This is a genomic window from Acetobacterium paludosum, assembly GCF_008086595.1.
GTDB lineage: Bacteria > Bacillota > Clostridia > Eubacteriales > Eubacteriaceae > Acetobacterium > Acetobacterium paludosum.
Window position 1 is genome coordinate 358,285 of the sequence record NZ_RXYA01000001.1, and the last position, 23,652, is coordinate 381,936.

Genomic DNA, 23,652 nt, shown 5'->3' on the forward strand with positions numbered 1-23,652 from the left:
TGAAATTGTTATGAGTTTGACAGATTTGATTTATGCTGGTTCTAATGCAGTAGCAGGTTTAACTGAAGGAGCTGTAAATGATGCCATTGAAAAATATGGCGAAAGCCATGCAGTGGGATATCCGGATACGGCTTATTTTTTACCTATTATTTATGCGGCAACTGGAGTTAAAATTAAGACCTTAGGTGATTTACCGGCGGCAGTGGGTATTTTGAAAAGTTTGATTACCAACAAGGATGATTTAGGTGAAGCATTAAATGCAGGCCTGGCAACAGCGGTTGGAGCGGAAATAATTGAAGCGATTCGTTATTTAGATGGCGATCCTTATGCCGAGGATGCTGGAATTGGCTTTGTGTCAGATCCGATCATTCGTTCCCTTGGCGTACCCTTGGTAACCGGAGATATCCCTGGAATTGCCGTTCTTTTAGGCGAATCAGCAGATCCCAAAACTTTGGCCGCTATTGTTAAAGACTATCAGGAAAAAGGTCTATTGACTTTTATGGTTGGGAACATCATTGAGCAGGCTTCAGAAGCAGGCGTGAAAATGGGCCTTGATTATCGTGTCATTCCATTAGGACACGAAGTGACTTCAGTGATTCATGTCGTTTCTGTTGCCATCCGTACAGCTTTAATCTTTGGCGCTGTTGAACCTGGAAAATTGGCGGATTTCTTAGCATATACCAAAGAAAGAGTTCCCGCTTTTGTTAACACATTTGGCCCGATCGATGAAGTGGTTGTATCAGTTGGCGCCGGTGCCATTGCATTAGGATTCCCAGTCATTGCCGATGTTGAAGTGCCGGAAGTCCCTGGAGCACTGATGACACAAGCAGATCACTCGAAAACAGTAGAAACTTCTTTAGAATCAAGAGATATTAAAATTAAAGTTACAAAAATTGACGTACCAGTTTCAGTGGCCGCAGCATTTGAAGGCGAACGTGTTCGTAAAGACACCATGTTTGCAGAATTCGGCGGAAACAAAACACCGGCCTGGGAACTGGTAACAACCGGTGATTTAGCTGAACTTGAAGATCATAAAATTACCGTTATTGGACCAGATATCGATGATGCAATGTTCGAAGATGGAAAAACGGTTCGGTTGCCTTTAGGTATCTTGGTTGAAGTTGCCGGTAAAGAAATGCAAAAAGACTTTGAAACCGTTCTGGAAAGACGTATTCACTATTTTATGAACTATATTGATGGTGCTATGCATGTTGGACAAAGAAATACGGTATGGATTCGACTGACCAAAGAAGCATATGAAAAAGGCTTCCGGTTAAAACATATTGGTGAAGTTCTTTATGCAAAAATGCGGGCAGACTTTGACAATGTTGTCGATAAATGTCAAGTGACTATTTATACAAAAAAAGAAGATGTGGAAGAAATTTATGAAGAACGCGTTAAACCAATCTATGTTCAACGTGATGATCGAATGAGCGCTTTGACAGATGAAAGTGTTGAGGAATTCTACACCTGCCTATTATGTCAATCATTTGCACCAAGCCATGTCTGCATCATTACCCCAGAACGTTTAGGTCTTTGCGGTGCGGTTTCCTGGTTGGATGCCAAAGCAACCAAACAATTGGATCCAACCGGACCAAATCAGCCGGTTGTCAAAGGCCAAGCCATTGACGAACGACTGGGTATCTGGGCTTCGGTCAACGAAGCAGTTGCTACTAATTCACAAGGGGCAGTTGAAAAAGTTACATTATATTCAATTCTTGAAGATCCAATGACTTCCTGTGGATGTTTCGAATGTATCTGCGGCATTATGCCGGAAGCAAACGGCGTTGTTATTGTAAACCGAGAGTTTAGCGATGTTTCACCAGTTGGTATGACCTTTGGAGAACTGGCTTCGATGACCGGTGGTGGGGTTCAAACTCCTGGTTTCATGGGTCATGGTCGCCAATTGATCGGTTCTAAGAAATTCATGTCGGCTGAAGGCGGTTTGGAAAGAATCGTCTGGATGCCAAAAGAATTAAAAGATGATGTTGCGGAACGATTAAATAAAGCAGTTAAAGAAATGACCGGCATTGAAAACTTTGCAGATATGGTCTGTGATGAAACCATTGCTATTGAATCTGAAGCGGTATTGGAATTCCTGGAATCAAAAGGACATCCGGCTTTGGCGATGGATCCAATTATGTAATAGTTCCATTAGGATTACTGAATAAAATAAAGATGCAGTCGCCCCTTAACTTGTGTTAAGGGGCATTCTGTGTTAGAATAATCTCAAATAAAAGAAAGGAGACTGAGAACATGTGTGAATCATCAGCTTATATGACTACTCCTGAAGGAGAAGAAAAAATAATGGACTACGTTGTTGATATTGTCCCGAATGATGATGGGAGTTTAACCCTGTCGGATTTATTGGGCGGTACAAAGATTGTTCAAGGCAGACTCAAGGAAGTAAAACTTCTTGCCCACAAAATTATTATTGAAGGAACTGTGGTTTAGTTTATGAACATCGTTGTGCTTGACGGTATGGGAGGCGGCATTGGGTCGCGAATTGTAGGAATTCTCAAAGAAGAAATGCCGCCATATATTGAAATATATGGATTAGGAACCAATGCTTTGGCAACAGCCGCAATGTTGAAAAAAGGTGCCAATAAAGGCGCAACCGGAGAAAATGCCATTGCAACAACAGTAGTTAAAGCAGATTTTATTATTGGCTCGATTGCAATGACCATTCCAAATTCGATGATGGGAGAAGTGACGCCGAGAATGGTTGAAGCCATTGGAAGCTGCGAAGGGATAAAAATATACATTCCGATTCTACCCGAAAATCATCATATCGTATCTTTGGAACAAAAACCATTGATGCTCCAAATTAGAGAAGCCGTGGCTTTGATAAAAAAAGAACTGCATTTGGAGGATGTGTAAATGGATAGCAAATTAGATATTCAAAAACAAGAAGAAATTTTCAAAGTGTTTCTGGCGCATTGGATTAACCATACAGGTGATCATATCGATGGTTATCAAGAATGGGCAGAAAAGCTCAGAGGCACATCAAAGGATGCTGTTTCAAAAGAAATATTTTTAGCGATTGAAGAAATGCGAGCTGTCCAAAAAAAAATGATGGAAGCAAAAATTCTTTTCAGAGGTTAAATTTTCAATAATTACAACAACCCATGCTTGAAAGCAGGACTAATTTGGTTCTGTCTTTTTTTGTTTAAAAAGCAAAAAAAGTTAGGACCATTTTTCATGATCGTGTATAATATAGGGAAAAGTGAGAGGAAACAATGAGATGAGGATTAAGGATAAAAAACGTTTTATTATTGCTTGCGGTGGATTAGCAGCAATATTAATTGCGATTATTGTGGTATTTACAGTCAGATTATATCACAGTGGAAATAATGCTCAAGTTGCAGATAAAACAGCAAGTGCAAAGACAACGACAACACAGGAAGCGACGACAGAAAATAATTCCCCGACAACCACGGCTGAGACTGGAAACGATGCGGGAGATAAAATAAGTAGCACATCAACAGACAGTATTACAGCGCTGGTTAATAAAAATCACAGTATTTCTGCGAGTTATGTACCCAATGATTTGGTAACTTTAGATCTTCCATCAACGCGGGATACCCAGCTTCGGAGTGATGCCGCGGAAGCGTTGGTCAAACTATTTAATGCCGCCAGCAGTGCTGGATTGGACCTTTATTGTTGTTCCGGTTATCGTTCTTACGAAACCCAATCGGAGTTATATGATTGGAACGTCAGCACTTACGGTGCTGAGCAGGCTGATCTTGTCAGTGCGCGACCGGGTATGAGTGAGCATCAGCTGGGTTTGGCGATGGATGTTACGAGTGCATCTGTTGGTTTCGATCTATTGGAAAGCTTTGGGACGACAGCGGAAGGTCAATTCCTTAAAAACAATGCCTATAAGTACGGGTTTATCATTCGTTATCCTCAAGACAAAACGAATATTACTGGCTATGCCTATGAACCATGGCACATCCGTTATCTGGGTGTGGATGTTGCGACCGATATTTACAATAGCGGTAAAACGATGGAAGAATATTACGGCGTGAATTAGTAAAAAGGTGTCAGTCAGGACACCTTTTTTATAGCGGGAAACATTCCATACAAAATAATAGTTTCCAAAAGGTTGATTTATTGATATAATAATCACGAATTTTGTGCGCCCGTAGCTCAGGTGGATAGAGCAGTAGTTTCCTAAACTGCGTGCCGGAGGTTCGAATCCTCTCGGGTGCACCATCAAATTAAAATTAATCACCTTCGGTGAGCTGCCAGAATATTAAAAACCTTTCAAGAAAATGTAAAATTTTTGAAAGGTTTTTTTGTTTATTACCGGAAAACGGGGTACATAATAAACAGAAATTAGCATTCTTATTTCCAGAGTGCTGATAAAATTATTCACAGGAGGCATTTATTTATGTTAGATCTAACACCGTTAAAAAAGAATCAGATTGCAAGGCCGGATGATGTGGTTGATTTCTATAATCTGGTTGAAAATTTCTTCAATGATGTTCAATCACCATTTAGAAGTCTTAAGAATGACACGTTTAAAATTGACGTAAAAGAAAATGACAAAGAGTATATTATCGATGCGGAAATTGCAGGGTATAACAAAGAAGATATTCATGTTAAATATAATGATGACCGACTGACGATTTCGGTTTCAAAAAAAGAAGAAAAAAATGAAGAAAATGAACGATATATCCACAAAGAACGATCTTTCAGTTCAATGCAGAGAACAGTATATCTTCCAAACGTTTCTGAAAGCGAAGTTAAAGCAGCTTTTGAAAATGGCGTATTAAAAGTAACGGCGCCAAAGTCCAAAGAAAGTGAAAAGAAAACTGAAATAAAAATTGATTGATTTAAAGCAACCTCGAGAGGGGTTGCTTTTTTGTGGAGATACGCGGTTGCTTAAGGATAAGACAAAAATCTTGCAAATTTGAATGACAAGGTTTATACTTTTAAATATTAGAAAAACGAATGAAAATCAGTTGGAATAATTTGATATGGGGAGATAGATGTGGAAGATTACAAAAAAACATTGATCGTGTTCGGCTGCCTGTTATTATTTGCGCTGATTTCGCCAGTCATTATTGCATGGTTGGATGTGATTCTTTCGCCCTATATATCGACCATCGGTTTTATCATCATTATTTTTGCAGCTACGGTTATCATTGCGTGGTTTGGAAAAATCGGTCGAAAATAATTGGCCATAAAGTTCTGATGATACGAAAAAAGAATTAAAGTAAAATTCTAATATAAAACAGGAGATAACGTTTGAAAATAAGATTAGCAGAAGAAAAAGATTACCAACGGGTATTGGATATACTAAATGAAGCGATTGAAGCAAGAAAATTTACGGCGCAATTATCTCCGGCTACGATGAAAATCCGAAAACCATGGTTCGTTCAGCATTCCGGAACCCGACATCCGATGTTTGTCGCAGAGTTGGATGGAGAAATAGTAGGGTGGACGACACTTACAGAATTTCGTTCTGGACGTGAGGGCTTCCGTTATACTTCAGAAATCAGCTATTATGTTGATAGCCGTGTCCATGGAAAAGGGGTTGGGTCAATGCTGATGAAGTGTGCCATTGAAGCGGCCCGGGAAATAGGGTTTAGAAATCTGGTTGCCATCATTTTTGACAGCAATATCGCCAGTCAATCACTTGCAAAAAAACATGGGTTTGAGCGATGGGGACATATGCCGGATGTGGTCGATATTGACGGAAATAATTTTGGCTGCGACTATTGGGGATTAAAATTGTAAAAAAAAGAAATCTTTCTTGATTGTTTCAGTTATTACTGATATAATGTCAATGTTGTTGAAAAGGCTGTGTGCCTTTTTTTATTGAGAAAATTTCAAGAGAATATGTCATGATTATTAATGTTTTTATTGACAAAAACAGGTTTATTGTGCTATTCTATGTTAGTGACTATGAAAATAGGGACCGTGTGCCTGCGTGTTCCTGCGGGTGTTGATATATAAGGATGTAGGAGGTGCTGGAATGAGAGTAAAAGTTACTTTAGCATGTACAGAATGCAAGCAAAGAAATTATGATACCATGAAAAACAAGAAGAATAACCCTGATCGTTTAGAGGCGGAAAAATATTGCAAATTTTGCAAGAAGCATACACCACATAAAGAAACGAAATAATGGATAAAGAGGGATATCATGGCAACAAATAAAAACGCAAAAAATGCCAGTAATAAACAAGGAAAAAATGATAACACCCAGAAACAGGCGCAAAAAACCGAGGATAAGGCTGCAAACCTGGTAAAAGAGGATAAAAAAACGCCTCAATCAACGGAAAAAAATGACAAAAAAACGAAAAAGAAGTCAAGTGAAAAAGGAAAAAAACCAAATATCTTTCAACAAATGGTAGGCTTTTTCAAAGGGGTTTACCGTGAGCTGAAAAAAGTTACTTGGTTAACAAAGGAAGAATTGCTTCAGCGGACGGGCATAGTAGCTGGAGTTGTTGCGATTTTTACTCTTCTCACTTGGATTGTTGATACAGGACTAGGTGGACTTGCCACGTTATTTTTAAAAAAGTAGGTAAGGGAGAGCCATGGATAGTAATCAGCACGATCAACTCGATCAACAAGATCAGGCGCAATGGTTTGTTGCGCATACTTATTCAGGATATGAGAATAAAGTAAAAGCAAGCATTGAGGCTACTGTAGAAAACAGAAATATGGAGGATTTGATCCTTGAGGTTCAAGTTCCTGTACAGGAAGTCGTCGAAAGCAAAAACGGCAAACGCGTCGTAAAAGAAAAGAAACTATTTCCTGGATATGTTATGATCAAAATGTTCATGACAGATGATTCATGGTATGTAGTTCGAAATACCCGTGGTGTGACCGGGTTTGTTGGTCCAGCGTCAAAACCGGTACCGTTGTCCAAAGCTGAATTAAAAAGCATGGGCATTCGTCAACAGCGTGTGGAAATTAGCATGAAGGTTGGAGAAGAGGTTAAGGTTACTGAAGGACCGCTTGAAGGTTTCACTGGAATTATTGAAGAAGTACATCCGGAAAAATCAAAGGTTAAGGTCAATGTTTCCATGTTTGGCAGGGAAACGCTTGCTGAACTGGGATTTGAACAAATAGAAAAAATAAACACTTAAGGAAAAACTATTCTTCATGCTAACTCCGTTCGGAGTAAAAAATACTATATTAAAATGAAGGAGGTGTTAACATGGCAAAGAAAGTAATGGGACTAATAAAATTACAAATACCTGCCGGTAAAGCAACACCAGCACCACCAGTTGGTCCTGCACTGGGACAACATGGTGTTAACATTATGGGATTCTGTAAAGAATTTAATGCAAAAACTGCAAATGAAGCAGGAATGATTATTCCTGTAGTGATTACTGTTTATCAAGATAGATCTTACTCGTTTATTACAAAAACTCCACCAGCCGCTGTTCTTCTAAAGAAAAGCGCAGGAATTGAGTCCGGATCTGGCGTACCTAACAAAACAAAGGTAGCGACTGTCACGAATGAACAGATAAGAGAAATTGCAACATTGAAAATGCCGGATTTAAATGCGGCAACAGTAGAATCAGCAATGAGAATGATCGCAGGAACAGCCCGTAGCATGGGCATCACAATCGAAGAATAATTTTAGAAGGTAGAAACACCTTAAGTGGGAGGGAAACCGCTATTACCACAAGGAGGCAGAGATGAAAAAAGGAAAAAAATATCAAGACTTGGTAAAAAGCTTTGACAAGCAAGAATTATTCGATCCAGAAGCAGTTATTGCTCAGGTAAAGAAACTTGCAACAGCAAAGTTTGATGAAACGATTGAACTGCATATTAGATTGGGTGTTGACTCACGTCATGCAGATCAACAAGTTCGTGGAGCTGTCGTTCTTCCACATGGTACAGGTAAAACAGTTAAAGTTCTTGTTATCGCAAAAGGCGATAAATTGAAAGAAGCTGAAGAAGCCGGTGCAGATTTCTTTGGTGAAGACGATATGATTGATAAAATTCAAAAAGAAAACTGGTTTGATTTTGATATTATGATTGCTACCCCTGATATGATGGGTAAAGTTGGTCGTTTAGGTCGAGTATTAGGACCTAAAGGATTAATGCCTAACCCTAAATCCGGAACAGTAACCATGGACGTTGCTAAGGCTGTTGCCGATACAAAAGCTGGTAAGGTAGAGTATCGTTTAGACAAAACCAATATTATCCATGTAATCATTGGTAAGGCTTCTTTCTCAGAAGAAGCATTGCATGAAAATATGAGAGTAGTACTGGATGCCGTAAAAAAAGCAAAACCAGCAGCATCTAAAGGTTTATACTTTAGAAGTGTCACGTTAGCAAGCACCATGAGTCCTGGGGTAAAAATCAACACTGGAAAAATCTAGGGTTAATTAATTTTACAAAGCCCTAAAACGACTTGACATAGAAAATGACAAATGATACAATAGCGTCGTTGTCAAAGAATATCATTCATCCATAGACAGTAGGTGTTCCATAAATCCTACCGAGGCTGAAGAGAAAAAGCTTATATTAATAATAAAGCTCTCTTCACACGGTGGAGTGAGCTTTTTTGATACGATTTTTTAAAGGAGGTGCACATAATACATGCCAAAGATTGAAATAAAACAAGTTGTTGTACAAGAAATTGCAGAAAAATTCCGCAATGCTCAGACAGCGATACTCGTTGATTATCGCGGTTTAAACGTTGAAGAAGTGACTGAGCTTCGTGCTAAAGCACGCGCAGCAGGCATTGACTACAAAGTTTACAAAAATTCAATGATGCGGTTTGCAGCCAAAGAAACAGGCTATGAAGGTCTTCTAGACGTTCTGGTTGGTCCGACTGCTGTTGCTTTCTGTGATACTGATCCAGTAGCACCAGCGAAATTATTAAATGATTTTGCAAAACTGCATAAAGCATTAGAAATTAAAGCCGGTATGGTTGACGGTAAGTGTTTAGACGTTAAAGGCGTTGAAGCTCTTGCAGAATTACCATCACGAGAAGTATTGGTTGCCAGAGTTCTTGGCGGCTTAAACGCACCAATTTCAGGTTTTGTCAACGTTTTAAACGGAAACATGCGTGGATTGGTTGTCGCTTTAAATGCGATTGCAGAACAAAAACAAGCCTAGTTCAATAGGTAAAATTAAATTATAGAAAGAATATTTGGAGGCAATAATAAGATGGCAAGTGAAAAAGTAACACAATTAATTGAAGATGTAAAAGGTTTAACTGTATTAGAATTATCTGAATTAGTAAAAGCTTTAGAAGAAGAATTCGGTGTTAGTGCTGCTGCTCCTATGGCTGTAGCTGCTGCTCCTGCTGCTGGAGCTGCTGTAGAAGCTGAAGAACAAACTGAATTTGATGTAATCTTAACGGCTGTTGGAGATCAAAAAATCAAAGTAATCAAAGTTGTTCGTGAATTAACTGGTTTAGGCTTAAAAGAAGCAAAAGCAGTAGTTGATGAAGCTCCAAAAGCAATCAAAGAAGCCGCTACTAAAGAAGAAGCTGAAGAAATTAAAGCTAAAATTGAAGAAGTAGGCGGAAGCATCGAAGTAAAATAATTGCTCGATAACCTATATAAAAAATCACTTGCTTGCGCAGGTGATTTTTTTGTTTATACAAGCGTAGGTTACTTTGGTAATCGAACCTTTGATTTTCGCGGAAGCAACGATCCAAATGAGTGCTTGCACATGATTGGTGACGATCCGCCTTCGCAAACCAAAGAGAAACACGCAAAGCGTGTCGCTTGCGGTTTAACAGACGAGGATCTGAGAAAGAAGAACAATGGGAAAAAAACAGTCGAATCAAGTTAAGGAAATTACACCCATGGAAGTGGATTTTCCCCAATGGTATACGGACGTTATATCAAAAACAGAAATGGTGGATTATTCACCCGTAAAAGGTTTCATGGTCATACGTCCCTATGGTTATGCTATTTGGGAATTAATCCAAAAAGCTTATGACAAACGTTTTAAAGAAACGGGTCATGAAAATATGTATTTTCCACTTTTAATACCGGAAAGTCTTTTAAAGAAAGAAGCGGAACATGTTGAAGGTTTTGCCCCGGAGGTAGCCTGGGTAACTCATGGCGGAGATAAGGAGCTGGGGGAACGATTGGCTGTCCGTCCGACTTCAGAAACCATTATCTGCAGTATGTATTCAAAATGGCTCAATTCCTACCGCCAACTGCCATTTTTATATAACCAATGGTGTAATGTTGTACGTTGGGAAAAAACAACCCGTCCATTTTTAAGAACATCGGAATTCTTATGGCAGGAAGGCCACACGCTGCATGAAACGGCGGAAGAAGCACAGGCAGAAACGATGCAGATGTTGGGAATCTACCGCGAAATTGCCGAAACATGCCTGGCAATGCCGATGGTTGTCGGACAAAAAAGTGAAAAAGAAAAATTCGCGGGTGCTGATGCAACCTATACAATGGAAGCATTAATGCATGATGGGCAAGCATTGCAGTCCGGAACATCCCATAATTTGGGGCAGCATTTCACAAAAGCTTTTGATATTACCTATCTTGATCGAAATAATGAACAATCATATCCTTATCACACGTCATGGGGAGTATCAACCCGTTTAATTGGGGGTATCATTATGGTACACGGGGATGACAATGGATTGGTTCTGCCGCCAATGATTGCGCCGATTCAGGTGGTTGTTATTCCTGTCGCTCAGCATAAAGAAGGCGTTTTAGACAAGGCTTGGGAGATTGGCAAGATCCTTGAGAAGGAATATCGAGTAAAAGTTGATGATTCAGACGGTTATTCTCCCGGTTGGAAATTTAACCAGTGGGAAATGAAGGGCGTTCCGATCCGGTTGGAAATTGGACCGCGTGATATTGAAAATGGACAATGTGTTCTGGCACGCCGGGATACCGGTGAAAAGATTCAGGTCAGTCTGGAAGATGTTCTTAAAGCGGTTGGCGATTTATTAAAAGAAATTCAAAGTAATTTATATGATAAAGCACTGAAAATGCGTGAGGAAAAAACATCAACAGCAGAAAACACCGATGAATTTAAGAAGAACCTCAAAGAAAATCCCGGTTTTATAAAAGCCATGTGGTGTGGAGAACGCAGCTGTGAAGATGAAATCAAGGAGGATACCGGAGCTTCAATTCGTTGTATTCCTTTTGATGATGAACAGGAAGTTCTATATGAAGGTAAATGCGTATGCTGTGGAAAGCCAGCTAAAAAAATGGCTTATTTCGCGCGAGCATATTAAAGTGTGAGGATATGTGTGAACACGTGAGCAGCATTGAATTGACCAGCCTTAAGTTTATTTTGAACGAAACTGAATTTTATGAGCGGATCCGAATGGAAAGAGGAACAAGACGTGCAAAGCCCATTGAACGGATTTTAGATAGCGCCAAAGAGATCCCCAAACCAAAGGCATTATATTGTGTATCCGAGGCGAAAATTGTCAACGATTCTCAGTTTACATTAGATGGGATTTTATTCACCAGTAAAATTGGGGTTGAGAAAATTGCCGATTCAAAATTTGTTATTCCGAATATTGTGACAGCCGGTGTAGAAATAGAGGATTACTGTTTCACCAGAGAAAGTGTTCTGGAACAATACATTGTTATGGAAATATGCAATTTTGCCTGTCAATTTGCGAAGGATGCAATGATCCGTGATATTAAGAAGAATTATGGTATCGCATTAAAAGAATGTATTTTTCCCGGAGAAGAAGGCTTTCTTTTGGAGTCGGGAAAAAAAATATTTGATGTTTTTGGCGATGTTGAAAGTAAAATTGGCGTTAGTATTTCAGAAATGGGACTGCCAACTCCCAGTCGATCGGCTTATTCAATTTGTTTTGCCTAAAAATGATAACTAAAAAGAGGCTCGATGAGCCTCTTTTTTAGTGGAATGATGTCTTATGACTTTTTTAGTTCGGCTAAAATATCGATCATCCGCTTATTAAAAACAGGGTGAACAAAATAGGGAGCGATTTCAGCCATGGATTCCATGACAAAAGCCCGTTCGTGGATGCGCGGATGGGGAAGAAGAACATGAGGATCATTGCTGATCAGCTGATCATAAAACAAGACATCCAAATCGATGGTTCTGGGACCCCAGTGAATTGTGCGTTCACGTTTTAGATCAAGTTCAATTTCCAGCAGCAAGGTCATCAGTTCCCGCGGTGGTAAAAATGTTTTGGCCTTGACAACACCGTTAAGGAAAGGAGCCTGATCGGTATAGCCCCAGGGTTCGGTTTCAATAATTGTGGACTGAGTAAGAATCTGAAGGCCTTCGGTATTTTTAATTGCTTCAATGGCGGCTTCTAAATTTTGGGAGCGATCGCCCATATTCGTGCCTAAGCCAATAAAAACCTCATGCCATTCGCGATTGATTTCAATGGCCACAGTATCCAGTGATTTTAGAATAGGCGCCCATGGCTTTTTAATCATCAGGCTTACTTGGGAAACCATGGGATAATGGTTTAAAATATAGATGACAAGCATTTCCCCGGCGGTTTCAATAAGATCATAACTTGCTTTCTTAAATTCGGTTTCAAGAGCCTGACATAAATCACCATAATGAACAGACTTTGATAAATCACCGGTAATCGCGGCTTCGCGCATATCGAGGCTCAACGTTACTGAGATCAGAAATTTTTGACCAAGCTTTTTTTCTTCAGGAAAAACACCGTGATAGGCAAAAACTTCCAGATCTTTTATATAGAGCTTATCCATGATTCCCCCTTCAAAATTGCTGCGGTCATGATTGCCGCACGTTTGTTTTCCAGCACATCATGGACGCGAATAATGGATGCGCCTTTCATAATGCCGATAACAGTAGTGGCGACGGTGCCTTCCACTCGTTCGTTTACCGGTAAGTTTAAGGTTATACCAATGAAGCCTTTCCGTGAAGTCCCCAGAAGAATCGGCAGGCCGAGAGTTTGCAGGGATTCCAGGTGCTGGATGGTTTTCATATTTTGATGGTAGTCTTTGGCAAAACCGATGCCGGGATCAAGAATAATGGAATCTTTAGATACTCCGGCGTTTAAAGCAATGGCAATGGATGCTTCCAGATCTTGATAGATATCAGTCATAAGATCGGTATAATTTTGATTATCCCGATTATGCATCAGGATACATGGAACTTTATGTTTGGCAGTGACCTCGGCAAGATAGGGATCATTTTTAAATCCCCAGATGTCGTTGATCAAGTCTGCACCGGCGTTAAGGGCCGCTTCACCAACCTGCCCTTTATAGGTATCGATGGAAATTGGAATATCAAAACGCTGATGAATCGCTTCAATCACGGGGATAATCCGATCAATTTCTTCTGCATCGCTGATAACGGTGTAGCCGGGTCGCGTGGATTCACCGCCTAAATCGATAATATCCGCGCCGTCGGCGATCATTTTTTCAACATGTCTAAGACTAGTATCTAAGGTATTGTGGGTGCCACCATCAGAAAATGAATCGGGGGTGACGTTTAGAATCCCCATGATGTAAACTTTGTTATTTAAATCAAAAATTTTGTTGCCAATTTGCATTTGGTCTCCTTTGTTGAGGTTTTAGCAAAACGACGATTTAATGTCCGTTGTTGCTGAATATCAATTAGCATTCAGCAACAACGGACATTTGAATCAATTTACCAATTGTTTTGCGCTAGCCTGTTTCTAATAAATGATCCTAAGATTCTTTTTCTGTGTCGGCCAATCACATTCTTTTTCAACCTGACAAGAAAAACATTCCCGGGAAATTTTGTCGCTTTCGTAAAAAATCTTACTGAATGCTTTGGCCTCTGGGTTGCGATGATTAAGGATCGCATCCAAAATGACGTCTTTTTCAACAGTATCATAATCCAGGGTGTTGAGTAATGGAATAGCTAATTCGTGCGATGCAATTTCGTGCGGCGTCTTATTTTCATACTGAACAAAACGACCAATATCATGCAGCAGTGCTGTTGTATAAATAAGATCCCGGGAGCAGTTTAATCCAGATTCCTGGGCTTTTATTGTGGCAATGCGGGCTACGGATAGATAATGCGAAACATCATGCCGACAAAACTTTCGTTGCGCTTCACAGATTTTGATTTTGGTTAGATACTTTTGATAGTCTTTATTTTGTAAAAGATGATTGGTGTTTTTCAAAGGATCCATTGATCACTCCTACTTTATGCTTAAAAGGTTATGAACTTCGTCTTTTAATTCTTTGTTATTTTCAAAAATACCTGCTTGCATAGCGGTGACTGTTTTTGTTCCCGGACGTTTAACCCCACGCATATTCATGCATAGATGTTCAGCTTCAATAATAACCATGACACCCCGAGCATGAAGATATTTCATCATGGCATCACCAATATCAGTGGTTAAGGATTCCTGAAGCTGTGGTTTTTTTGAACAAACATCAACGGTTCGCACCAGTTTTGAAAGTCCGGCCACGCGGCCATTGGGAATGTAAGCAATATGAACCTTGCCATAGAAAGGCAAGAGATGGTGCTCGCACATTGAATAAAAAGGAATGTCTCGTTCGATAACGATATCGTCTGATTTAACAGCAAAGGTTTTTGAAAGATGAAGCTCTGGAGTTTCATGTAATCCAGAAAAAATTTCGGCATACATTCTGCCAACCCGCGCCGGGGTTTCAACCAGCCCTTCACGAGTCGGATCTTCTCCGATGGCTTCTAAAATCATAACTACAGCTTCTTGAATTTTCTTTTGATCGATCATTTTTCTCCTATCGCCAAACCAATAAAGCGTTGATTTGGAATGGTTTTTACTAAAACCAAATAAAAAAAGCATTACTCAAATAAAACAAAATGTTTTAAGCAATGCTTCCGCAACCCTTAATTGGTAGCTTAAGGGGTCCAGCGGAAGCAACAAGATATCGCAATGAGTTCATTTCGTTTAAAGGCAACTTCCCATCCTCTAACACTTCACGCATCTTATCTACTCTGTTATATTTAATTGAGTGTATTTTAACATGCGAAACGTTTATATTCAAGAGTAATATTAAGTATATCAATAACTGAATAAACTTATCGATAAATACGTTTTTTGGTTAAAAAAAACAGTTTGAAAATTCTAGAACTAAAAAGAGAAATTAATTGAAAAAATTCAACCGCTTTTAGATGGTATTGTTAAAATAATGTAATCGAATACGTGATAAACTATCTATTTTACGAAAATAGGAATGGAATATAATCGTTTAATTAAGAACATTATGTTAGAATAATTAATATAAACAGACCGGAATCAAAAAATAATGGGATTTTAAGATGGAGGCGATTGATGATGGAAGAAAAACAGCATAAGAATAAATTCTATTCACTGGATAATGCCGGATTTTTATATACGGCCATTGCATCCTCCCGGATGTCAACCGTGTATCGAATATCGGTAGGGTTATCTGATCCAGTTGATGCGACTATTCTTCAAAAAGCGCTGGAACAGATTATTCATCGTTTCCCTTATTTTCAGGTAACCCTGAAACGGGGCATTTTTTGGTATTATTATCAGCACACCGAGGCGATCCCTAAGGTTGGGGAAGAAACCTATTATCCTTGTAAAACGATGCGGCAGCGGCAGGGAAAAACCTTTCCATTTCGGGTATTGTATTATAAATCCTATATTCACGTTGAATTTAATCACAGTATCTGTGATGGTGCTGGGGGATTGGTATTTACCCAAACCTTGCTCATCGAATATTTTAAAATACAAAAAGGAATCAGTCCCAAGAATTTGGGTAAAGCCATGGATATCGAGTCTGAAGTTGATCCCAAAGAATTTGAAGATTCGTTTAAAGTCTATTACAAAGGAAAGGTGCCATCACCGCCGAGCAGTAGAAAAGTATTCCATTTTCCTTTTGAGTTGCTTGATAAAGGGGAGTATCTTTTGCTCACCGGAATTGTTCCGGTTGATCCGCTTTTAGGTCTGGCAAAGATACATCAGTGTACCATTACCCAATTTATGCTGGCCTTATACTTTGAAAGCATTCAGGAATACATCCAGGGTTTACCGATGAGTGAAAAAAAGAAGCAACGTCAGCTAATAGCCATAAATGTGCCGGTTGATTTAAGAAAAATGTTTCCCTCCATTACGCTAAGAAACTTTTTTATCAGTTTAAATCCGGAAATTGATTTAGCTTTTGGTTATTATACGCGTGAGGAAATCATTGAGCAAATAAAGGGATACATGGGTTTATACATGAATAGAAAAAATATCAATCGTTATATTTCAAGGAATGTGCGAAATGAGCAATTTATATTTTTGAGAATCATTCCACTTTGGGTTAAAAAGCTTTTGATGCCAATCGTTTATAATCGATTTGGAGAACGGGGATATACCAGTGGGCTTTCGAACCTGGGTGTTGTCTCTGTACCTGAAGAAATTAAGGCTTATGTTAAAAGTTTTGAAGTTTTCCCGCCGCCCAGCGCGGAAAGTCGGCTTAAGCTGGTGATGGTCAGTTATAATGGCAGTCTTTCCCTTTCATTTGGAAAAACGACCGGGGAAACAGTGATAGAAAAAATATTTTTTAGAAAAATAAGAAAGTTAGGCATTCCTGTGAAAATAGAAACGAACAAGAGGTGAAGAAATGGCTTATTGTCCAAAATGTGGGGTTGAAGTTGAACACGGTGTAGAAAAATGTCCCTTGTGTGATTTCCCGATTCCCAATGTCGGCGATGCGCATGAGTCTGTGAATAGTAAATATCCTCAGGCGATCAATACTTATTCGGAAGACCATCTGGGGAAAAAAAATCTGGCCTTTTTTTCGATTGGCATCATTGCCTTGAGCATGGTCGTGATCATCGGTGTGGTTTATTTGGTTTATCCCTGGAATCATGCGCTGCTCAAATATGCGGCATTGGGATTCGTCAGCATCTTTGCCATCATTTTTTTCGCTATGAATTATTTAAAACCCAATTATAATTACCTTGGCGCTTATCTGACGGTGGTGATAACCTGTTATTGTGTCTATAATATCAGCGGCAGTCAGAATAATTGGTTCTTAGATTATGCACTGCCCATAGCGACCCTGCTGTATTTAGGCGTCAGTCTGTTCCGATTGGTTCTTAAGCATACCCGGCATCAAAGTAAATTTGTTTTTATTCCTACGAATATCATTATTTTCGGCATTGTTTTAGCCATTGGTCTGGATGGAATTATTAGTTTGAATATCTTGGGCAACCTTCATTTGACCTGGTCTTTGGTGGTAGCGGCATCCGGAGTCTGTATCATTATTTTACTTCAGACAGTTTATCACCGGATTCCGGAAAAGACGAGAAAAATAATCCGCGAGAAATTGCATATTTAAATATCAATGAATGGCCAAAGAATTATGGGTAACGTCAAAATCATTGATAGATTAATAAAAAATATAAACCTGAATTATACGGTTCAATCCCGGTAGTTCAGGTTTTTTTTCTTAAGAACTCTTAATAATAATAAAATTCCTGATTAGCGAAAGTAAATAAAACAGATCCGGATTTTGATTAACGATACGCCGATTTTAATTAAAGTGTAACGTTAATAGAAAAACGATATATTTAGCGAAAATAGGTTTAAACATAAGAAAAATTGAGCGAAAAATTCTATCTACAGATTAAAAAATTATCCGTGTGATTGAATGGTTTTGTGTTAAATTGAGGAACCATCATTTGATGGTTGAGAAAATTAATTAAAGGAGGCATTATAATGGCAATGCAAATCACACCAGAAGAAGCCGTTAAAAAAATCAAAAATAAATCCTCGGTTATGATCGGCGGATTTTTAGGAGCTGCCGTTCCGCTTGTTATGATTGACAAAATGGTTGCAGAAAAAATAAAGGATTTAACGGTGATCAGTATTGGTGCAGGTTATCGTGGTGGCGGGGTGGATATCGGAAAATTAGTTTTGAACCGGCAGATTGCTAAGTATATTACTGCCCATGTTGGAACGGATCCTAATTTGATTAAACAGATTGTCAATCAGGAAATAGAACTGGAGCTAAGTCCGATGGGTACTTTTGTTGAGCGAGTGCGTGCCGGTGGTGCCGGTTTGGGTGCAGTCGTAACACCAGTGGGAATTGGCACAGAAGTTGAAGATATGGCCGAAAAAATTATAATTGATGAAAAAGAATATCTGTTATTCAAACCAATTCATGCCGATGTAGCCATTATTAAAGCTTTTCGAAGCGATTCATTGGGAAATCTGCAATACAAAGGAATGAGCAATACAAATCCCATTATGGCGACAGCAGCCGATATTGTCATTGCTGAAGTAGATGAAATTGTTGAGGTGGGAGAAATCAACTGTGAAGCGATTGGAACACCGGGAATTTTTGTTGATTATATTGTCCAGGGACATACTTATGAGGAACGAAAAGAAATTTATGAAGCCTTGTGGATTTCCACAAATAAATTATAGGAGGTTGGAAAATGCCGAAAAATTATATCGCGAAACGGATTGCAAAAGAATTTAAAGACGGCATGTATGTTAATTTGGGAATTGGTATTCCTACTGAATCTGCAAATTATATACCTGAAGGCACGCATGTTTATTTGCAAACAGAAAATGGCGGACTCATGTTTGGGCCAAAACCGCAAAGAGGAGAAAGTAATCCGGATATTGCCAATGCCGGAGCAGAACCGATTACCATGCTTCCAGGCGGAGCCGTTTTTGATGTGGCAACCTCCTTTGCCATGATCAGGGGGGGGCATATTGATATGACTGTGGTAGGGGCGTTAGAAGTTGATCAAGAGGGCAGCATTGCCAGTTGGAAAATTCCCGGCAAATTACTAACCGGAATGGGCGGAGCAATGGATTTATTGTATGGCTGTAAAGAAGTCATTGTGGCAATGACCCATACAGATAAATACGGGAAAGCCAAAATCCGTAAAAAATGCACATTGCCGTTGACCGCTGCAGGAGTAGCGGACTTAATTATAACCGACAAAGCAGTTTTTCGTGTAAATAAAGATGGCTTATATTTAGAAGAACTGGCACCAGGTGTAACGGCTTCTGAAGTGAAACAACTGACAGAAGCAGAAATTGTCAACATTAAGGAATGGGAATAAATCGAAAGTGTTTTTCATAGTGTTTTAATCAAATAAAGCAAAATAACAAGGTGAATTTTAAGCCAGCATTCTGATTAAATGCATCAGGCGCGAACAAGTTTTGACTCTTCCAATTCGATGCATATTACCAGATAAATGTTGGCTTTAAGGTTCGTTCTTATTTTTTAAAGCAATCGGTATTTCCGATTAAGCATGTCTTCTCGTTCTTTCCAATCAGACATAAGTGTTCCAAGGGCGCCATAAAAAGATAAACTATGGTTGGGGAAACGAAAATGAAGCATTTCATGAAGGGCAATATATTCAATGCATTCTTTAGGCGTTTTGATCAATTCAAGATTAAGGATCACTCGTTTGCTTTTGGGTGAGCAGGATCCCCAACGGTCTTCGAGGCGATAAATCTTCAATTCTGGAAAGCTGACCTGATACGGAGCGGCTTTGACAATTGCGGTGGACATCGCATCCACAAAAACATCCCGGGCCTGTTCCCGGTACCACATATCTAAAACAAATTCTTTTTGTTTAGCTGAGTTCATATCCTGGACCGAAAGAACCATGTTGTAATTATCAATGATTACACCGGTATCATAGGATTCCTCCACCATTAGGCGGTAGTTATCACCAAGAAATTTATGCTTTTCTCCCGTTTGAAACTGAAAATTTTTCAAAAGTTCAGGAACGGTATCAAGATTATCAAACATAAGGTTTACCTCCATCTTCTAATAACTGATCTATAATAATTATTATATCGAAAAACCAGCCCAAGCAGAATGAAAATAGTTGTCAGCATAGGAAAAGAATTAGTAGTGGAATTACAAATTTTTGCTATCAACGATTAGACCTGTACAATCAGGAGAAAAATGTTATAATTAGATATTATAATAAGCAAAGTATTCGCAAAAACAAAAAATGAGAAGGAAAAATCTTTCAAATGAGAGGAGAATTTATGGAAACAACACTAAGTGTCACATTGATTCAACATACACCGGAACCAGAAAAATTAGTGGCGGCTGCGGCTAAGCTTTGTTACTCAAAAGCCGGTGCCAAGGAGATCATGGAAGATCTAACTGATGAAAATGTCGAAAGATTTTTATCCCGATTGATGGACATGGGTCATGCGTCACCGATTGAACATGCCACCTTTACCTTTGCCATTGAAGGCGTCAGCCGTTCATTGACCCATCAATTAGTCCGTCATCGGATGGCGAGTTTTAGTCAGAAATCGCAACGGTATGTCAGTGAAGGGCAGTTTAATTATGTCATTCCACCGGAAATAAAATCCTTGCCTGATGGGGAAAAAATATTTATTGAAGGAATGAAAAATGCCCAAATGACGTATGATCTTCTTGCCGAAAAACTTATCGCTAAGGTAACAAAGGATTTAGTTGCGACTGGCATTTCAGAAAAAAAAGCAGCTGCGGCAGCAGAAAAACAGGGAATTGAAGACGCGCGATTTGTATTACCCAATGCGTGCGAAACAAAAATTGTGGTAACGATGAATGCCCGGGAGTTGTTGCATTTTTTTAATCAACGCTGCTGTAATCGTGCTCAGTGGGAAATAAGAGAGTTGGCCACGCAAATGTTAATTGAATGTAAAAAAGTTGCACCATTGCTTTTTAAAAATGGAGGTCCGCGATGTGTCGAGGGACCTTGTCCCGAAGGCAGCATGACTTGTGGACAAATTAACGAAGTAAGAGAAAAGTTTGGGAAATTCAACAAATAAAGTTCATAAAAAAATGAAGGGTTGTGAAAAAGCATGTCAGAAATTAAAAATCCTGAAAAACAGAATGTGTTAATATCGTTAATCGTAGCTGTTTTAGGAATCGTTATTATTTTAGTGCCTTTTGTGATTGCAAGTTTGGCTAGTTATAGCTTCTATTTTATATATTTTGGCGTGCTGGTTATTCTGGTTGCCATCGGTTATAGTGTCTTTTATTACAGGCGTTATCGACAATTCAATGCTTTTTTAGAAAAAAAAGATGAATCATTGGTATGGGAATATGATGAAGCCAAATACAGAGCATTTGTTGGAGAGTTAAGTAAACTTCAAAGAAATGCTGATAAGAAAAAAGTTTGGATTCTTTTGGGATTAGAACTCATCATAGCAATATTAATGACGGTAACATTTTCCGGAAGTATGAGATGGTTGGGAGTTTTGTTTTTTGTTTTCTTTGGGGGGACTTCGTTGTTATTTCTGCTTGTATTTCCTCAAAGTTTTAAGGCCCGGGCACTTCTTAAACCGTATGTCACCATCATTAATGAGGACAGTGCCTATATTATGGGACGTTTTCATAAATGGTCGAAGGCTCAGGCAAAAATAAAAAAATATAATAATGGTGACGATGTATATAAGGTTTTAGCCATTAATTATGAGTCATTAACCAGGAATGGAAAACTTTTTCAGGAATGGTCGGCAGTGATACCGGAACCCGATGATAAAGATGTGATTGCTGAATCCAAAAAATGGATCAGTCGGATTAACAAACTTTCAAGAATTCGGGAAAAAGAAAAAGCTGAAAAAAAATCATACTCAGAACAATTTTATGATCGGATGATGGGAAAAAACAAAAAGAAAAAAGAAGAAAAAGTTCCCGATACAAAAACACTCAAATAAAACAAAAAGCCCGCAAGGGCTTTTTGTTTTATTGGGGATAAACCATGTTTTTCGGTTGCATATTTTCAAGAATCTCGGCGAGAAATTTCTTTGCTTCAAACCGAGCCATGGGAAGATTCATGTCAAGGTAATTTCCACAGTCGCGGGGAGAAGCACCAGGAATATCATCGTTAAAATCAGCCATGAAAGCGAATAATTCAGTCAATAAAGGAATAATATCCTGAGGGGTAAGTTCCCCCTTCATCAGGAGATAAAAGCCGGTACGACACCCCATCGGTCCGAAATAAACGATCTTGTCACTAAGAACGGGATCATTTCTTAAAAAGGTTGCCCCTAAGTGTTCCAAAGCGTGGAGCTCAGCGGTGTTGATGACCGGTTCTCGGTTGGGTTCTTTCATGCGAATATCAAAGGTGGTAATGCAGTGATCATCACAATAATCTTTTCGTGAAAGATAGACTCCTCGTAATAAATCCAGATGATTGATGGTGAAGCTTGCTATTTTATTCATTTTTTATTTTTCCTTTCCAGTAAGATAAAGATTAATGGTCTCCAAATAATGGAGGCGGATGTTGTGAGCGGAATAGATCCGCAGGTGCTGATCGAAATCCGCATAAGGGATGGATTTGCGTCCGTCATTTTGGGCACGATCCCAATAGGCTTTTAAGATTTCGAAGGGAAGCAGAAAGGTTTCATCACAGAATTTAAAATGAACAATGAGAAAGGAGAGCCCTTCCTGTTTGTCAAAAGCGTCCATAAATTCTATTTGATGACGGTGAATGTTGGCTATCGGCAACCGTTTCTGATTGGTTTCCTTGGCATCAAAACAGACCGGTATGCCCTGAATGTTTCCCAAATAATCCACCGTGCTCTTTTCTTCAAAATAAGCCAGCTTAATGGTTCCCTTGCCGGGGTCCAGTTCAACCGGTTTAATGGCGGTTGGTATTTTTTGAACCACCGCTAAGCCCTGCTCCAAATAAATTTTATTGGTGATATTTAAATTTTCTTCAAGTTGACTTCCCCGAAGCCCTCTACTGGTCCAATAGCCCATATCTAAACCGCGGCGTCAAAAGACTCACTGAATCCGAAATTTTTCAGTGATTTCAGAAAAATGTAAGGGAAGGGCGCCTCAAAGGTTTTATTCATGGTTGTCAGGGTGAATTCAGCACTGTGAAGCAGCTGGTTTTTTACGCCAAAATCTTCATACAAACGGCTGTTGATATGACGATTCCCATATTTAGGATCTCCAAGAATGGGGTAACCCATTGCTGAAAGCTGAACCCGTATCTGGTGAGACCGACCGGTCTGTAAGGTGATTTTCAACAAAGAGTAATCGCCGTGACTTTCGATTGTTTCATAGTTTAAAATGGATTTTTTGTCCGTAGCCGAAGTCGGCTTTTCAGAAAAAGTAACGGTGTTTTTAATCGGATCTTTTTTTAAGTAACCGATAATCTCTCCGCATTCCTTTGGATGACCCAAGATCAAAGCATAATATATTTTCCGCGTTTGATCTGTTCGGATCGCTTCATTAACCGATTGTAGGGTTTTATAATTTTTGGGAACGAGAATAATCCCAGTCGTGTTTTTATCAAGGCGATTGGCACAGGCGGGAGTGAAGGTAAGATTGACCTTTGGATTGTAATCACCCTTTTTAATAAGATAATCAACGGCATAATCAACAAGCGATAATTCATCGGTTTTATCCGGTTGGGTAAGAATTCCGGAAGGTTTGTTAAGGACTAAAAGATTGCTGTCTTCATAAATAATATCTAAAGAGGTATCGTTTATAGAAATCTTTTTATTGAGTGTCCGTGATGATCGAAAATTTGAAATGGTTTCCTCAGAAAAATAAATATGAAGCACATCGCCTGTTATAATCTTAGTGGATGGTTCGGATTTTTGGCCATTAAGCTTTATTCTTTTTTTACGCAGCATTTTTTGGAGAAATCCAGTGGATGCCTGGGGCATGAGCTTTTTTAGAAAACGATCTAATCGTTGATTGTTTTCATTCTCAGTAATAATAATTTCTTTCATATAGGATCCTTCTATTGTATTTT

The 23,652-nt window shown here is 39.1% G+C and carries 31 protein-coding genes, 1 tRNA gene, 1 riboswitch and 1 other annotated feature; of the genes, 24 read left to right on the forward strand and 8 right to left on the reverse strand.

Annotation, left to right across the window (positions count from 1 at the left end; all coding sequences use genetic code 11):
• Window positions 1-10 precede the first annotated feature (10 nt).
• The 18 genes from acsB to FZC41_RS01870 all read left to right on the forward strand — a co-directional run bounded on the left by acsB (window position 11) and on the right by FZC41_RS01870 (window position 11,802).
• Entirely contained in the window at window positions 11-2,146 is a 2,136-nt protein-coding gene (gene acsB / locus FZC41_RS01785) for an acetyl-CoA decarbonylase/synthase complex subunit alpha/beta (protein WP_148565657.1), read from the forward strand.
• Window positions 2,147-2,256: 110 nt separating this feature from the next.
• A complete protein-coding gene (locus FZC41_RS01790; RefSeq protein WP_148565658.1) occupies window positions 2,257-2,454 on the forward strand; it encodes a CooT family nickel-binding protein in 198 nt (65 codons plus the stop codon).
• A 3-nt stretch (window positions 2,455-2,457) separates the two neighbouring features.
• Window positions 2,458-2,880: a DUF3842 family protein gene (locus tag FZC41_RS01795; RefSeq protein ID WP_148565659.1), complete on the forward strand. Its 423-nt coding sequence runs from the start codon at window positions 2,458-2,460 to the stop codon at window positions 2,878-2,880.
• Entirely contained in the window at window positions 2,881-3,105 is a 225-nt protein-coding gene (locus FZC41_RS01800; RefSeq protein ID WP_148565660.1) for a DUF8180 domain-containing protein, read from the forward strand. It abuts the gene before it with no gap.
• A 139-nt stretch (window positions 3,106-3,244) separates the two neighbouring features.
• Window positions 3,245-4,036 carry a M15 family metallopeptidase gene (locus tag FZC41_RS01805; RefSeq protein WP_148565661.1) on the forward strand — a complete coding sequence of 264 codons (792 nt, stop codon included), beginning with the start codon at window positions 3,245-3,247 and terminating at the stop codon, window positions 4,034-4,036.
• Window positions 4,037-4,141: 105 nt separating this feature from the next.
• A tRNA-Arg gene (locus FZC41_RS01810) sits at window positions 4,142-4,218 on the forward strand.
• A 178-nt stretch (window positions 4,219-4,396) separates the two neighbouring features.
• Window positions 4,397-4,840, forward strand: a complete 444-nt coding sequence (locus FZC41_RS01815; protein WP_148565662.1) for an Hsp20/alpha crystallin family protein — start codon at window positions 4,397-4,399, stop codon at window positions 4,838-4,840.
• A gap of 159 nt (window positions 4,841-4,999) precedes the next feature.
• Window positions 5,000-5,185, forward strand: a complete 186-nt coding sequence (locus FZC41_RS01820) for a hypothetical protein (RefSeq protein ID WP_148565663.1) — start codon at window positions 5,000-5,002, stop codon at window positions 5,183-5,185.
• Window positions 5,186-5,256: 71 nt separating this feature from the next.
• On the forward strand, window positions 5,257-5,748 hold the full coding sequence (locus tag FZC41_RS01825) for a GNAT family N-acetyltransferase (RefSeq protein ID WP_148565664.1): 492 nt from the start codon (window positions 5,257-5,259) through the stop codon (window positions 5,746-5,748).
• Between the two features lie 238 nt (window positions 5,749-5,986).
• Window positions 5,987-6,136, forward strand: a complete 150-nt coding sequence (gene rpmG, locus FZC41_RS01830; protein WP_148565665.1) for a 50S ribosomal protein L33 — start codon at window positions 5,987-5,989, stop codon at window positions 6,134-6,136.
• Window positions 6,137-6,154: 18 nt separating this feature from the next.
• On the forward strand, window positions 6,155-6,535 hold the full coding sequence (gene secE, locus FZC41_RS01835; RefSeq protein ID WP_148565666.1) for a preprotein translocase subunit SecE: 381 nt from the start codon (window positions 6,155-6,157) through the stop codon (window positions 6,533-6,535).
• 13 nt (window positions 6,536-6,548) lie between these two features.
• Window positions 6,549-7,103 carry a transcription termination/antitermination protein NusG gene (gene nusG / locus FZC41_RS01840; protein WP_148565667.1) on the forward strand — a complete coding sequence of 185 codons (555 nt, stop codon included), beginning with the start codon at window positions 6,549-6,551 and terminating at the stop codon, window positions 7,101-7,103.
• Between the two features lie 71 nt (window positions 7,104-7,174).
• Complete coding sequence (gene rplK, locus FZC41_RS01845) at window positions 7,175-7,600, forward strand: 50S ribosomal protein L11 (RefSeq protein ID WP_148565668.1); 426 nt, start codon at window positions 7,175-7,177, stop codon at window positions 7,598-7,600.
• Window positions 7,601-7,661: 61 nt separating this feature from the next.
• Window positions 7,662-8,351, forward strand: coding sequence for a 50S ribosomal protein L1 (gene rplA / locus FZC41_RS01850; RefSeq protein ID WP_148565669.1), 690 nt, complete (start codon window positions 7,662-7,664; stop codon window positions 8,349-8,351).
• A 71-nt stretch (window positions 8,352-8,422) separates the two neighbouring features.
• Window positions 8,423-8,547, forward strand: a sequence feature (ribosomal protein L10 leader region).
• A gap of 24 nt (window positions 8,548-8,571) precedes the next feature.
• Complete coding sequence (gene rplJ / locus FZC41_RS01855) at window positions 8,572-9,093, forward strand: 50S ribosomal protein L10 (protein ID WP_148565670.1); 522 nt, start codon at window positions 8,572-8,574, stop codon at window positions 9,091-9,093.
• Between the two features lie 51 nt (window positions 9,094-9,144).
• A complete protein-coding gene (gene rplL / locus FZC41_RS01860; protein WP_148565671.1) occupies window positions 9,145-9,525 on the forward strand; it encodes a 50S ribosomal protein L7/L12 in 381 nt (126 codons plus the stop codon).
• Between the two features lie 223 nt (window positions 9,526-9,748).
• Complete coding sequence (gene proS, locus FZC41_RS01865) at window positions 9,749-11,200, forward strand: proline--tRNA ligase (protein ID WP_148565672.1); 1,452 nt, start codon at window positions 9,749-9,751, stop codon at window positions 11,198-11,200.
• A gap of 92 nt (window positions 11,201-11,292) precedes the next feature.
• Entirely contained in the window at window positions 11,293-11,802 is a 510-nt protein-coding gene (locus FZC41_RS01870; protein ID WP_148565673.1) for a hypothetical protein, read from the forward strand.
• A 53-nt stretch (window positions 11,803-11,855) separates the two neighbouring features.
• On the opposite strand, the gene folK is transcribed toward FZC41_RS01870, so the two are convergent.
• The 4 genes from folK to folE all read right to left on the reverse strand — a co-directional run bounded on the left by folK (window position 11,856) and on the right by folE (window position 14,659).
• A complete protein-coding gene (gene folK, locus FZC41_RS01875) occupies window positions 11,856-12,674 on the reverse strand; it encodes a 2-amino-4-hydroxy-6-hydroxymethyldihydropteridine diphosphokinase (protein WP_148565674.1) in 819 nt (272 codons plus the stop codon).
• Window positions 12,656-13,483, reverse strand: a complete 828-nt coding sequence (gene folP / locus FZC41_RS01880) for a dihydropteroate synthase (RefSeq protein WP_148565675.1) — start codon at window positions 13,481-13,483, stop codon at window positions 12,656-12,658. The genes folK and folP overlap by 19 nt, the downstream gene beginning before the upstream one ends.
• 126 nt (window positions 13,484-13,609) lie before the next feature.
• The gene (locus FZC41_RS01885) at window positions 13,610-14,092 is read right to left on the reverse strand and encodes an HD domain-containing protein (RefSeq protein WP_148565676.1); all 483 of its coding nucleotides are present in this window, start codon (window positions 14,090-14,092) and stop codon (window positions 13,610-13,612) included.
• A gap of 9 nt (window positions 14,093-14,101) precedes the next feature.
• Window positions 14,102-14,659: a GTP cyclohydrolase I FolE gene (gene folE, locus FZC41_RS01890; RefSeq protein ID WP_186843883.1), complete on the reverse strand. Its 558-nt coding sequence runs from the start codon at window positions 14,657-14,659 to the stop codon at window positions 14,102-14,104.
• A gap of 139 nt (window positions 14,660-14,798) precedes the next feature.
• A riboswitch (THF riboswitch) is annotated at window positions 14,799-14,891 on the reverse strand.
• 332 nt (window positions 14,892-15,223) lie between these two features.
• Here folE and FZC41_RS01895 point away from each other — a divergent pair.
• The 4 genes from FZC41_RS01895 (at window position 15,224) to FZC41_RS01910 (ending at window position 18,987) form a co-directional block, all read left to right on the forward strand.
• Window positions 15,224-16,522: a hypothetical protein gene (locus FZC41_RS01895; protein WP_243136626.1), complete on the forward strand. Its 1,299-nt coding sequence runs from the start codon at window positions 15,224-15,226 to the stop codon at window positions 16,520-16,522.
• Between the two features lie 4 nt (window positions 16,523-16,526).
• Complete coding sequence (locus FZC41_RS01900; protein ID WP_148565678.1) at window positions 16,527-17,246, forward strand: hypothetical protein; 720 nt, start codon at window positions 16,527-16,529, stop codon at window positions 17,244-17,246.
• Between the two features lie 380 nt (window positions 17,247-17,626).
• A complete protein-coding gene (locus tag FZC41_RS01905; RefSeq protein WP_148565679.1) occupies window positions 17,627-18,337 on the forward strand; it encodes a CoA transferase subunit A in 711 nt (236 codons plus the stop codon).
• A gap of 11 nt (window positions 18,338-18,348) precedes the next feature.
• Window positions 18,349-18,987, forward strand: a complete 639-nt coding sequence (locus FZC41_RS01910; RefSeq protein ID WP_148565680.1) for a 3-oxoacid CoA-transferase subunit B — start codon at window positions 18,349-18,351, stop codon at window positions 18,985-18,987.
• A 164-nt stretch (window positions 18,988-19,151) separates the two neighbouring features.
• On the opposite strand, the gene FZC41_RS01915 is transcribed toward FZC41_RS01910, so the two are convergent.
• Window positions 19,152-19,685 (reverse strand): M48 family metallopeptidase, encoded by a 534-nt coding sequence (locus tag FZC41_RS01915; RefSeq protein ID WP_148565681.1) that lies wholly within the window; start codon window positions 19,683-19,685, stop codon window positions 19,152-19,154.
• A gap of 245 nt (window positions 19,686-19,930) precedes the next feature.
• Between FZC41_RS01915 and thyX the strand changes: the two genes are divergently transcribed.
• Together thyX and FZC41_RS01925 are read left to right on the forward strand one after the other, a co-directional pair.
• Window positions 19,931-20,707, forward strand: coding sequence for an FAD-dependent thymidylate synthase (gene thyX / locus FZC41_RS01920; RefSeq protein WP_148565682.1), 777 nt, complete (start codon window positions 19,931-19,933; stop codon window positions 20,705-20,707).
• 33 nt (window positions 20,708-20,740) lie between these two features.
• Window positions 20,741-21,598 carry a hypothetical protein gene (locus FZC41_RS01925; RefSeq protein ID WP_148565683.1) on the forward strand — a complete coding sequence of 286 codons (858 nt, stop codon included), beginning with the start codon at window positions 20,741-20,743 and terminating at the stop codon, window positions 21,596-21,598.
• 28 nt (window positions 21,599-21,626) lie between these two features.
• On the opposite strand, the gene FZC41_RS01930 is transcribed toward FZC41_RS01925, so the two are convergent.
• From FZC41_RS01930 to FZC41_RS01940, 3 genes are read right to left on the reverse strand one after another with little or no spacing between them, the layout of a single operon-like run.
• Entirely contained in the window at window positions 21,627-22,106 is a 480-nt protein-coding gene (locus FZC41_RS01930) for an S-ribosylhomocysteine lyase (RefSeq protein ID WP_148565684.1), read from the reverse strand.
• A gap of 3 nt (window positions 22,107-22,109) precedes the next feature.
• Window positions 22,110-22,646 carry a Holliday junction resolvase RecU gene (locus tag FZC41_RS01935; protein ID WP_148565685.1) on the reverse strand — a complete coding sequence of 179 codons (537 nt, stop codon included), beginning with the start codon at window positions 22,644-22,646 and terminating at the stop codon, window positions 22,110-22,112.
• Between the two features lie 2 nt (window positions 22,647-22,648).
• Window positions 22,649-23,629, reverse strand: a complete 981-nt coding sequence (locus FZC41_RS01940) for an RluA family pseudouridine synthase (RefSeq protein WP_148565686.1) — start codon at window positions 23,627-23,629, stop codon at window positions 22,649-22,651.
• Window positions 23,630-23,652 lie beyond the last annotated feature (23 nt).

What these genes read in the sequence shown, in the direction of transcription:
- FZC41_RS01885 (WP_148565676.1), bottom strand. Translation starts at nt 14,092, where the DNA reads ATGGATCCTTTGAAAAACACCAATCATCTTTTACAAAATAAAGACTAT.
- folP (WP_148565675.1), bottom strand. Translation starts at nt 13,483, where the DNA reads ATGCAAATTGGCAACAAAATTTTTGATTTAAATAACAAAGTTTACATC.
- FZC41_RS01900 (WP_148565678.1), top strand. Translation starts at nt 16,527, where the DNA reads ATGGCTTATTGTCCAAAATGTGGGGTTGAAGTTGAACACGGTGTAGAA.
- FZC41_RS01915 (WP_148565681.1), bottom strand. Translation starts at nt 19,685, where the DNA reads ATGTTTGATAATCTTGATACCGTTCCTGAACTTTTGAAAAATTTTCAG.
- rplK (WP_148565668.1), top strand. Translation starts at nt 7,175, where the DNA reads ATGGCAAAGAAAGTAATGGGACTAATAAAATTACAAATACCTGCCGGT.
- acsB (WP_148565657.1), top strand. Translation starts at nt 11, where the DNA reads ATGAGTTTGACAGATTTGATTTATGCTGGTTCTAATGCAGTAGCAGGT.
- FZC41_RS01910 (WP_148565680.1), top strand. Translation starts at nt 18,349, where the DNA reads ATGCCGAAAAATTATATCGCGAAACGGATTGCAAAAGAATTTAAAGAC.
- rplA (WP_148565669.1), top strand. Translation starts at nt 7,662, where the DNA reads ATGAAAAAAGGAAAAAAATATCAAGACTTGGTAAAAAGCTTTGACAAG.
- rplJ (WP_148565670.1), top strand. Translation starts at nt 8,572, where the DNA reads ATGCCAAAGATTGAAATAAAACAAGTTGTTGTACAAGAAATTGCAGAA.
- FZC41_RS01790 (WP_148565658.1), top strand. Translation starts at nt 2,257, where the DNA reads ATGTGTGAATCATCAGCTTATATGACTACTCCTGAAGGAGAAGAAAAA.
- nusG (WP_148565667.1), top strand. Translation starts at nt 6,549, where the DNA reads ATGGATAGTAATCAGCACGATCAACTCGATCAACAAGATCAGGCGCAA.
- rplL (WP_148565671.1), top strand. Translation starts at nt 9,145, where the DNA reads ATGGCAAGTGAAAAAGTAACACAATTAATTGAAGATGTAAAAGGTTTA.
- FZC41_RS01895 (WP_243136626.1), top strand. Translation starts at nt 15,224, where the DNA reads ATGATGGAAGAAAAACAGCATAAGAATAAATTCTATTCACTGGATAAT.
- rpmG (WP_148565665.1), top strand. Translation starts at nt 5,987, where the DNA reads ATGAGAGTAAAAGTTACTTTAGCATGTACAGAATGCAAGCAAAGAAAT.
- FZC41_RS01870 (WP_148565673.1), top strand. Translation starts at nt 11,293, where the DNA reads ATGGAAAGAGGAACAAGACGTGCAAAGCCCATTGAACGGATTTTAGAT.
- FZC41_RS01925 (WP_148565683.1), top strand. Translation starts at nt 20,741, where the DNA reads ATGTCAGAAATTAAAAATCCTGAAAAACAGAATGTGTTAATATCGTTA.
- thyX (WP_148565682.1), top strand. Translation starts at nt 19,931, where the DNA reads ATGGAAACAACACTAAGTGTCACATTGATTCAACATACACCGGAACCA.
- FZC41_RS01940 (WP_148565686.1), bottom strand. Translation starts at nt 23,629, where the DNA reads ATGAAAGAAATTATTATTACTGAGAATGAAAACAATCAACGATTAGAT.
- FZC41_RS01800 (WP_148565660.1), top strand. Translation starts at nt 2,881, where the DNA reads ATGGATAGCAAATTAGATATTCAAAAACAAGAAGAAATTTTCAAAGTG.
- FZC41_RS01795 (WP_148565659.1), top strand. Translation starts at nt 2,458, where the DNA reads ATGAACATCGTTGTGCTTGACGGTATGGGAGGCGGCATTGGGTCGCGA.
- proS (WP_148565672.1), top strand. Translation starts at nt 9,749, where the DNA reads ATGGGAAAAAAACAGTCGAATCAAGTTAAGGAAATTACACCCATGGAA.
- FZC41_RS01905 (WP_148565679.1), top strand. Translation starts at nt 17,627, where the DNA reads ATGGCAATGCAAATCACACCAGAAGAAGCCGTTAAAAAAATCAAAAAT.
- FZC41_RS01815 (WP_148565662.1), top strand. Translation starts at nt 4,397, where the DNA reads ATGTTAGATCTAACACCGTTAAAAAAGAATCAGATTGCAAGGCCGGAT.
- FZC41_RS01935 (WP_148565685.1), bottom strand. Translation starts at nt 22,646, where the DNA reads ATGGGCTATTGGACCAGTAGAGGGCTTCGGGGAAGTCAACTTGAAGAA.
- FZC41_RS01930 (WP_148565684.1), bottom strand. Translation starts at nt 22,106, where the DNA reads ATGAATAAAATAGCAAGCTTCACCATCAATCATCTGGATTTATTACGA.
- secE (WP_148565666.1), top strand. Translation starts at nt 6,155, where the DNA reads ATGGCAACAAATAAAAACGCAAAAAATGCCAGTAATAAACAAGGAAAA.
- folK (WP_148565674.1), bottom strand. Translation starts at nt 12,674, where the DNA reads ATGGATAAGCTCTATATAAAAGATCTGGAAGTTTTTGCCTATCACGGT.
- FZC41_RS01805 (WP_148565661.1), top strand. Translation starts at nt 3,245, where the DNA reads ATGAGGATTAAGGATAAAAAACGTTTTATTATTGCTTGCGGTGGATTA.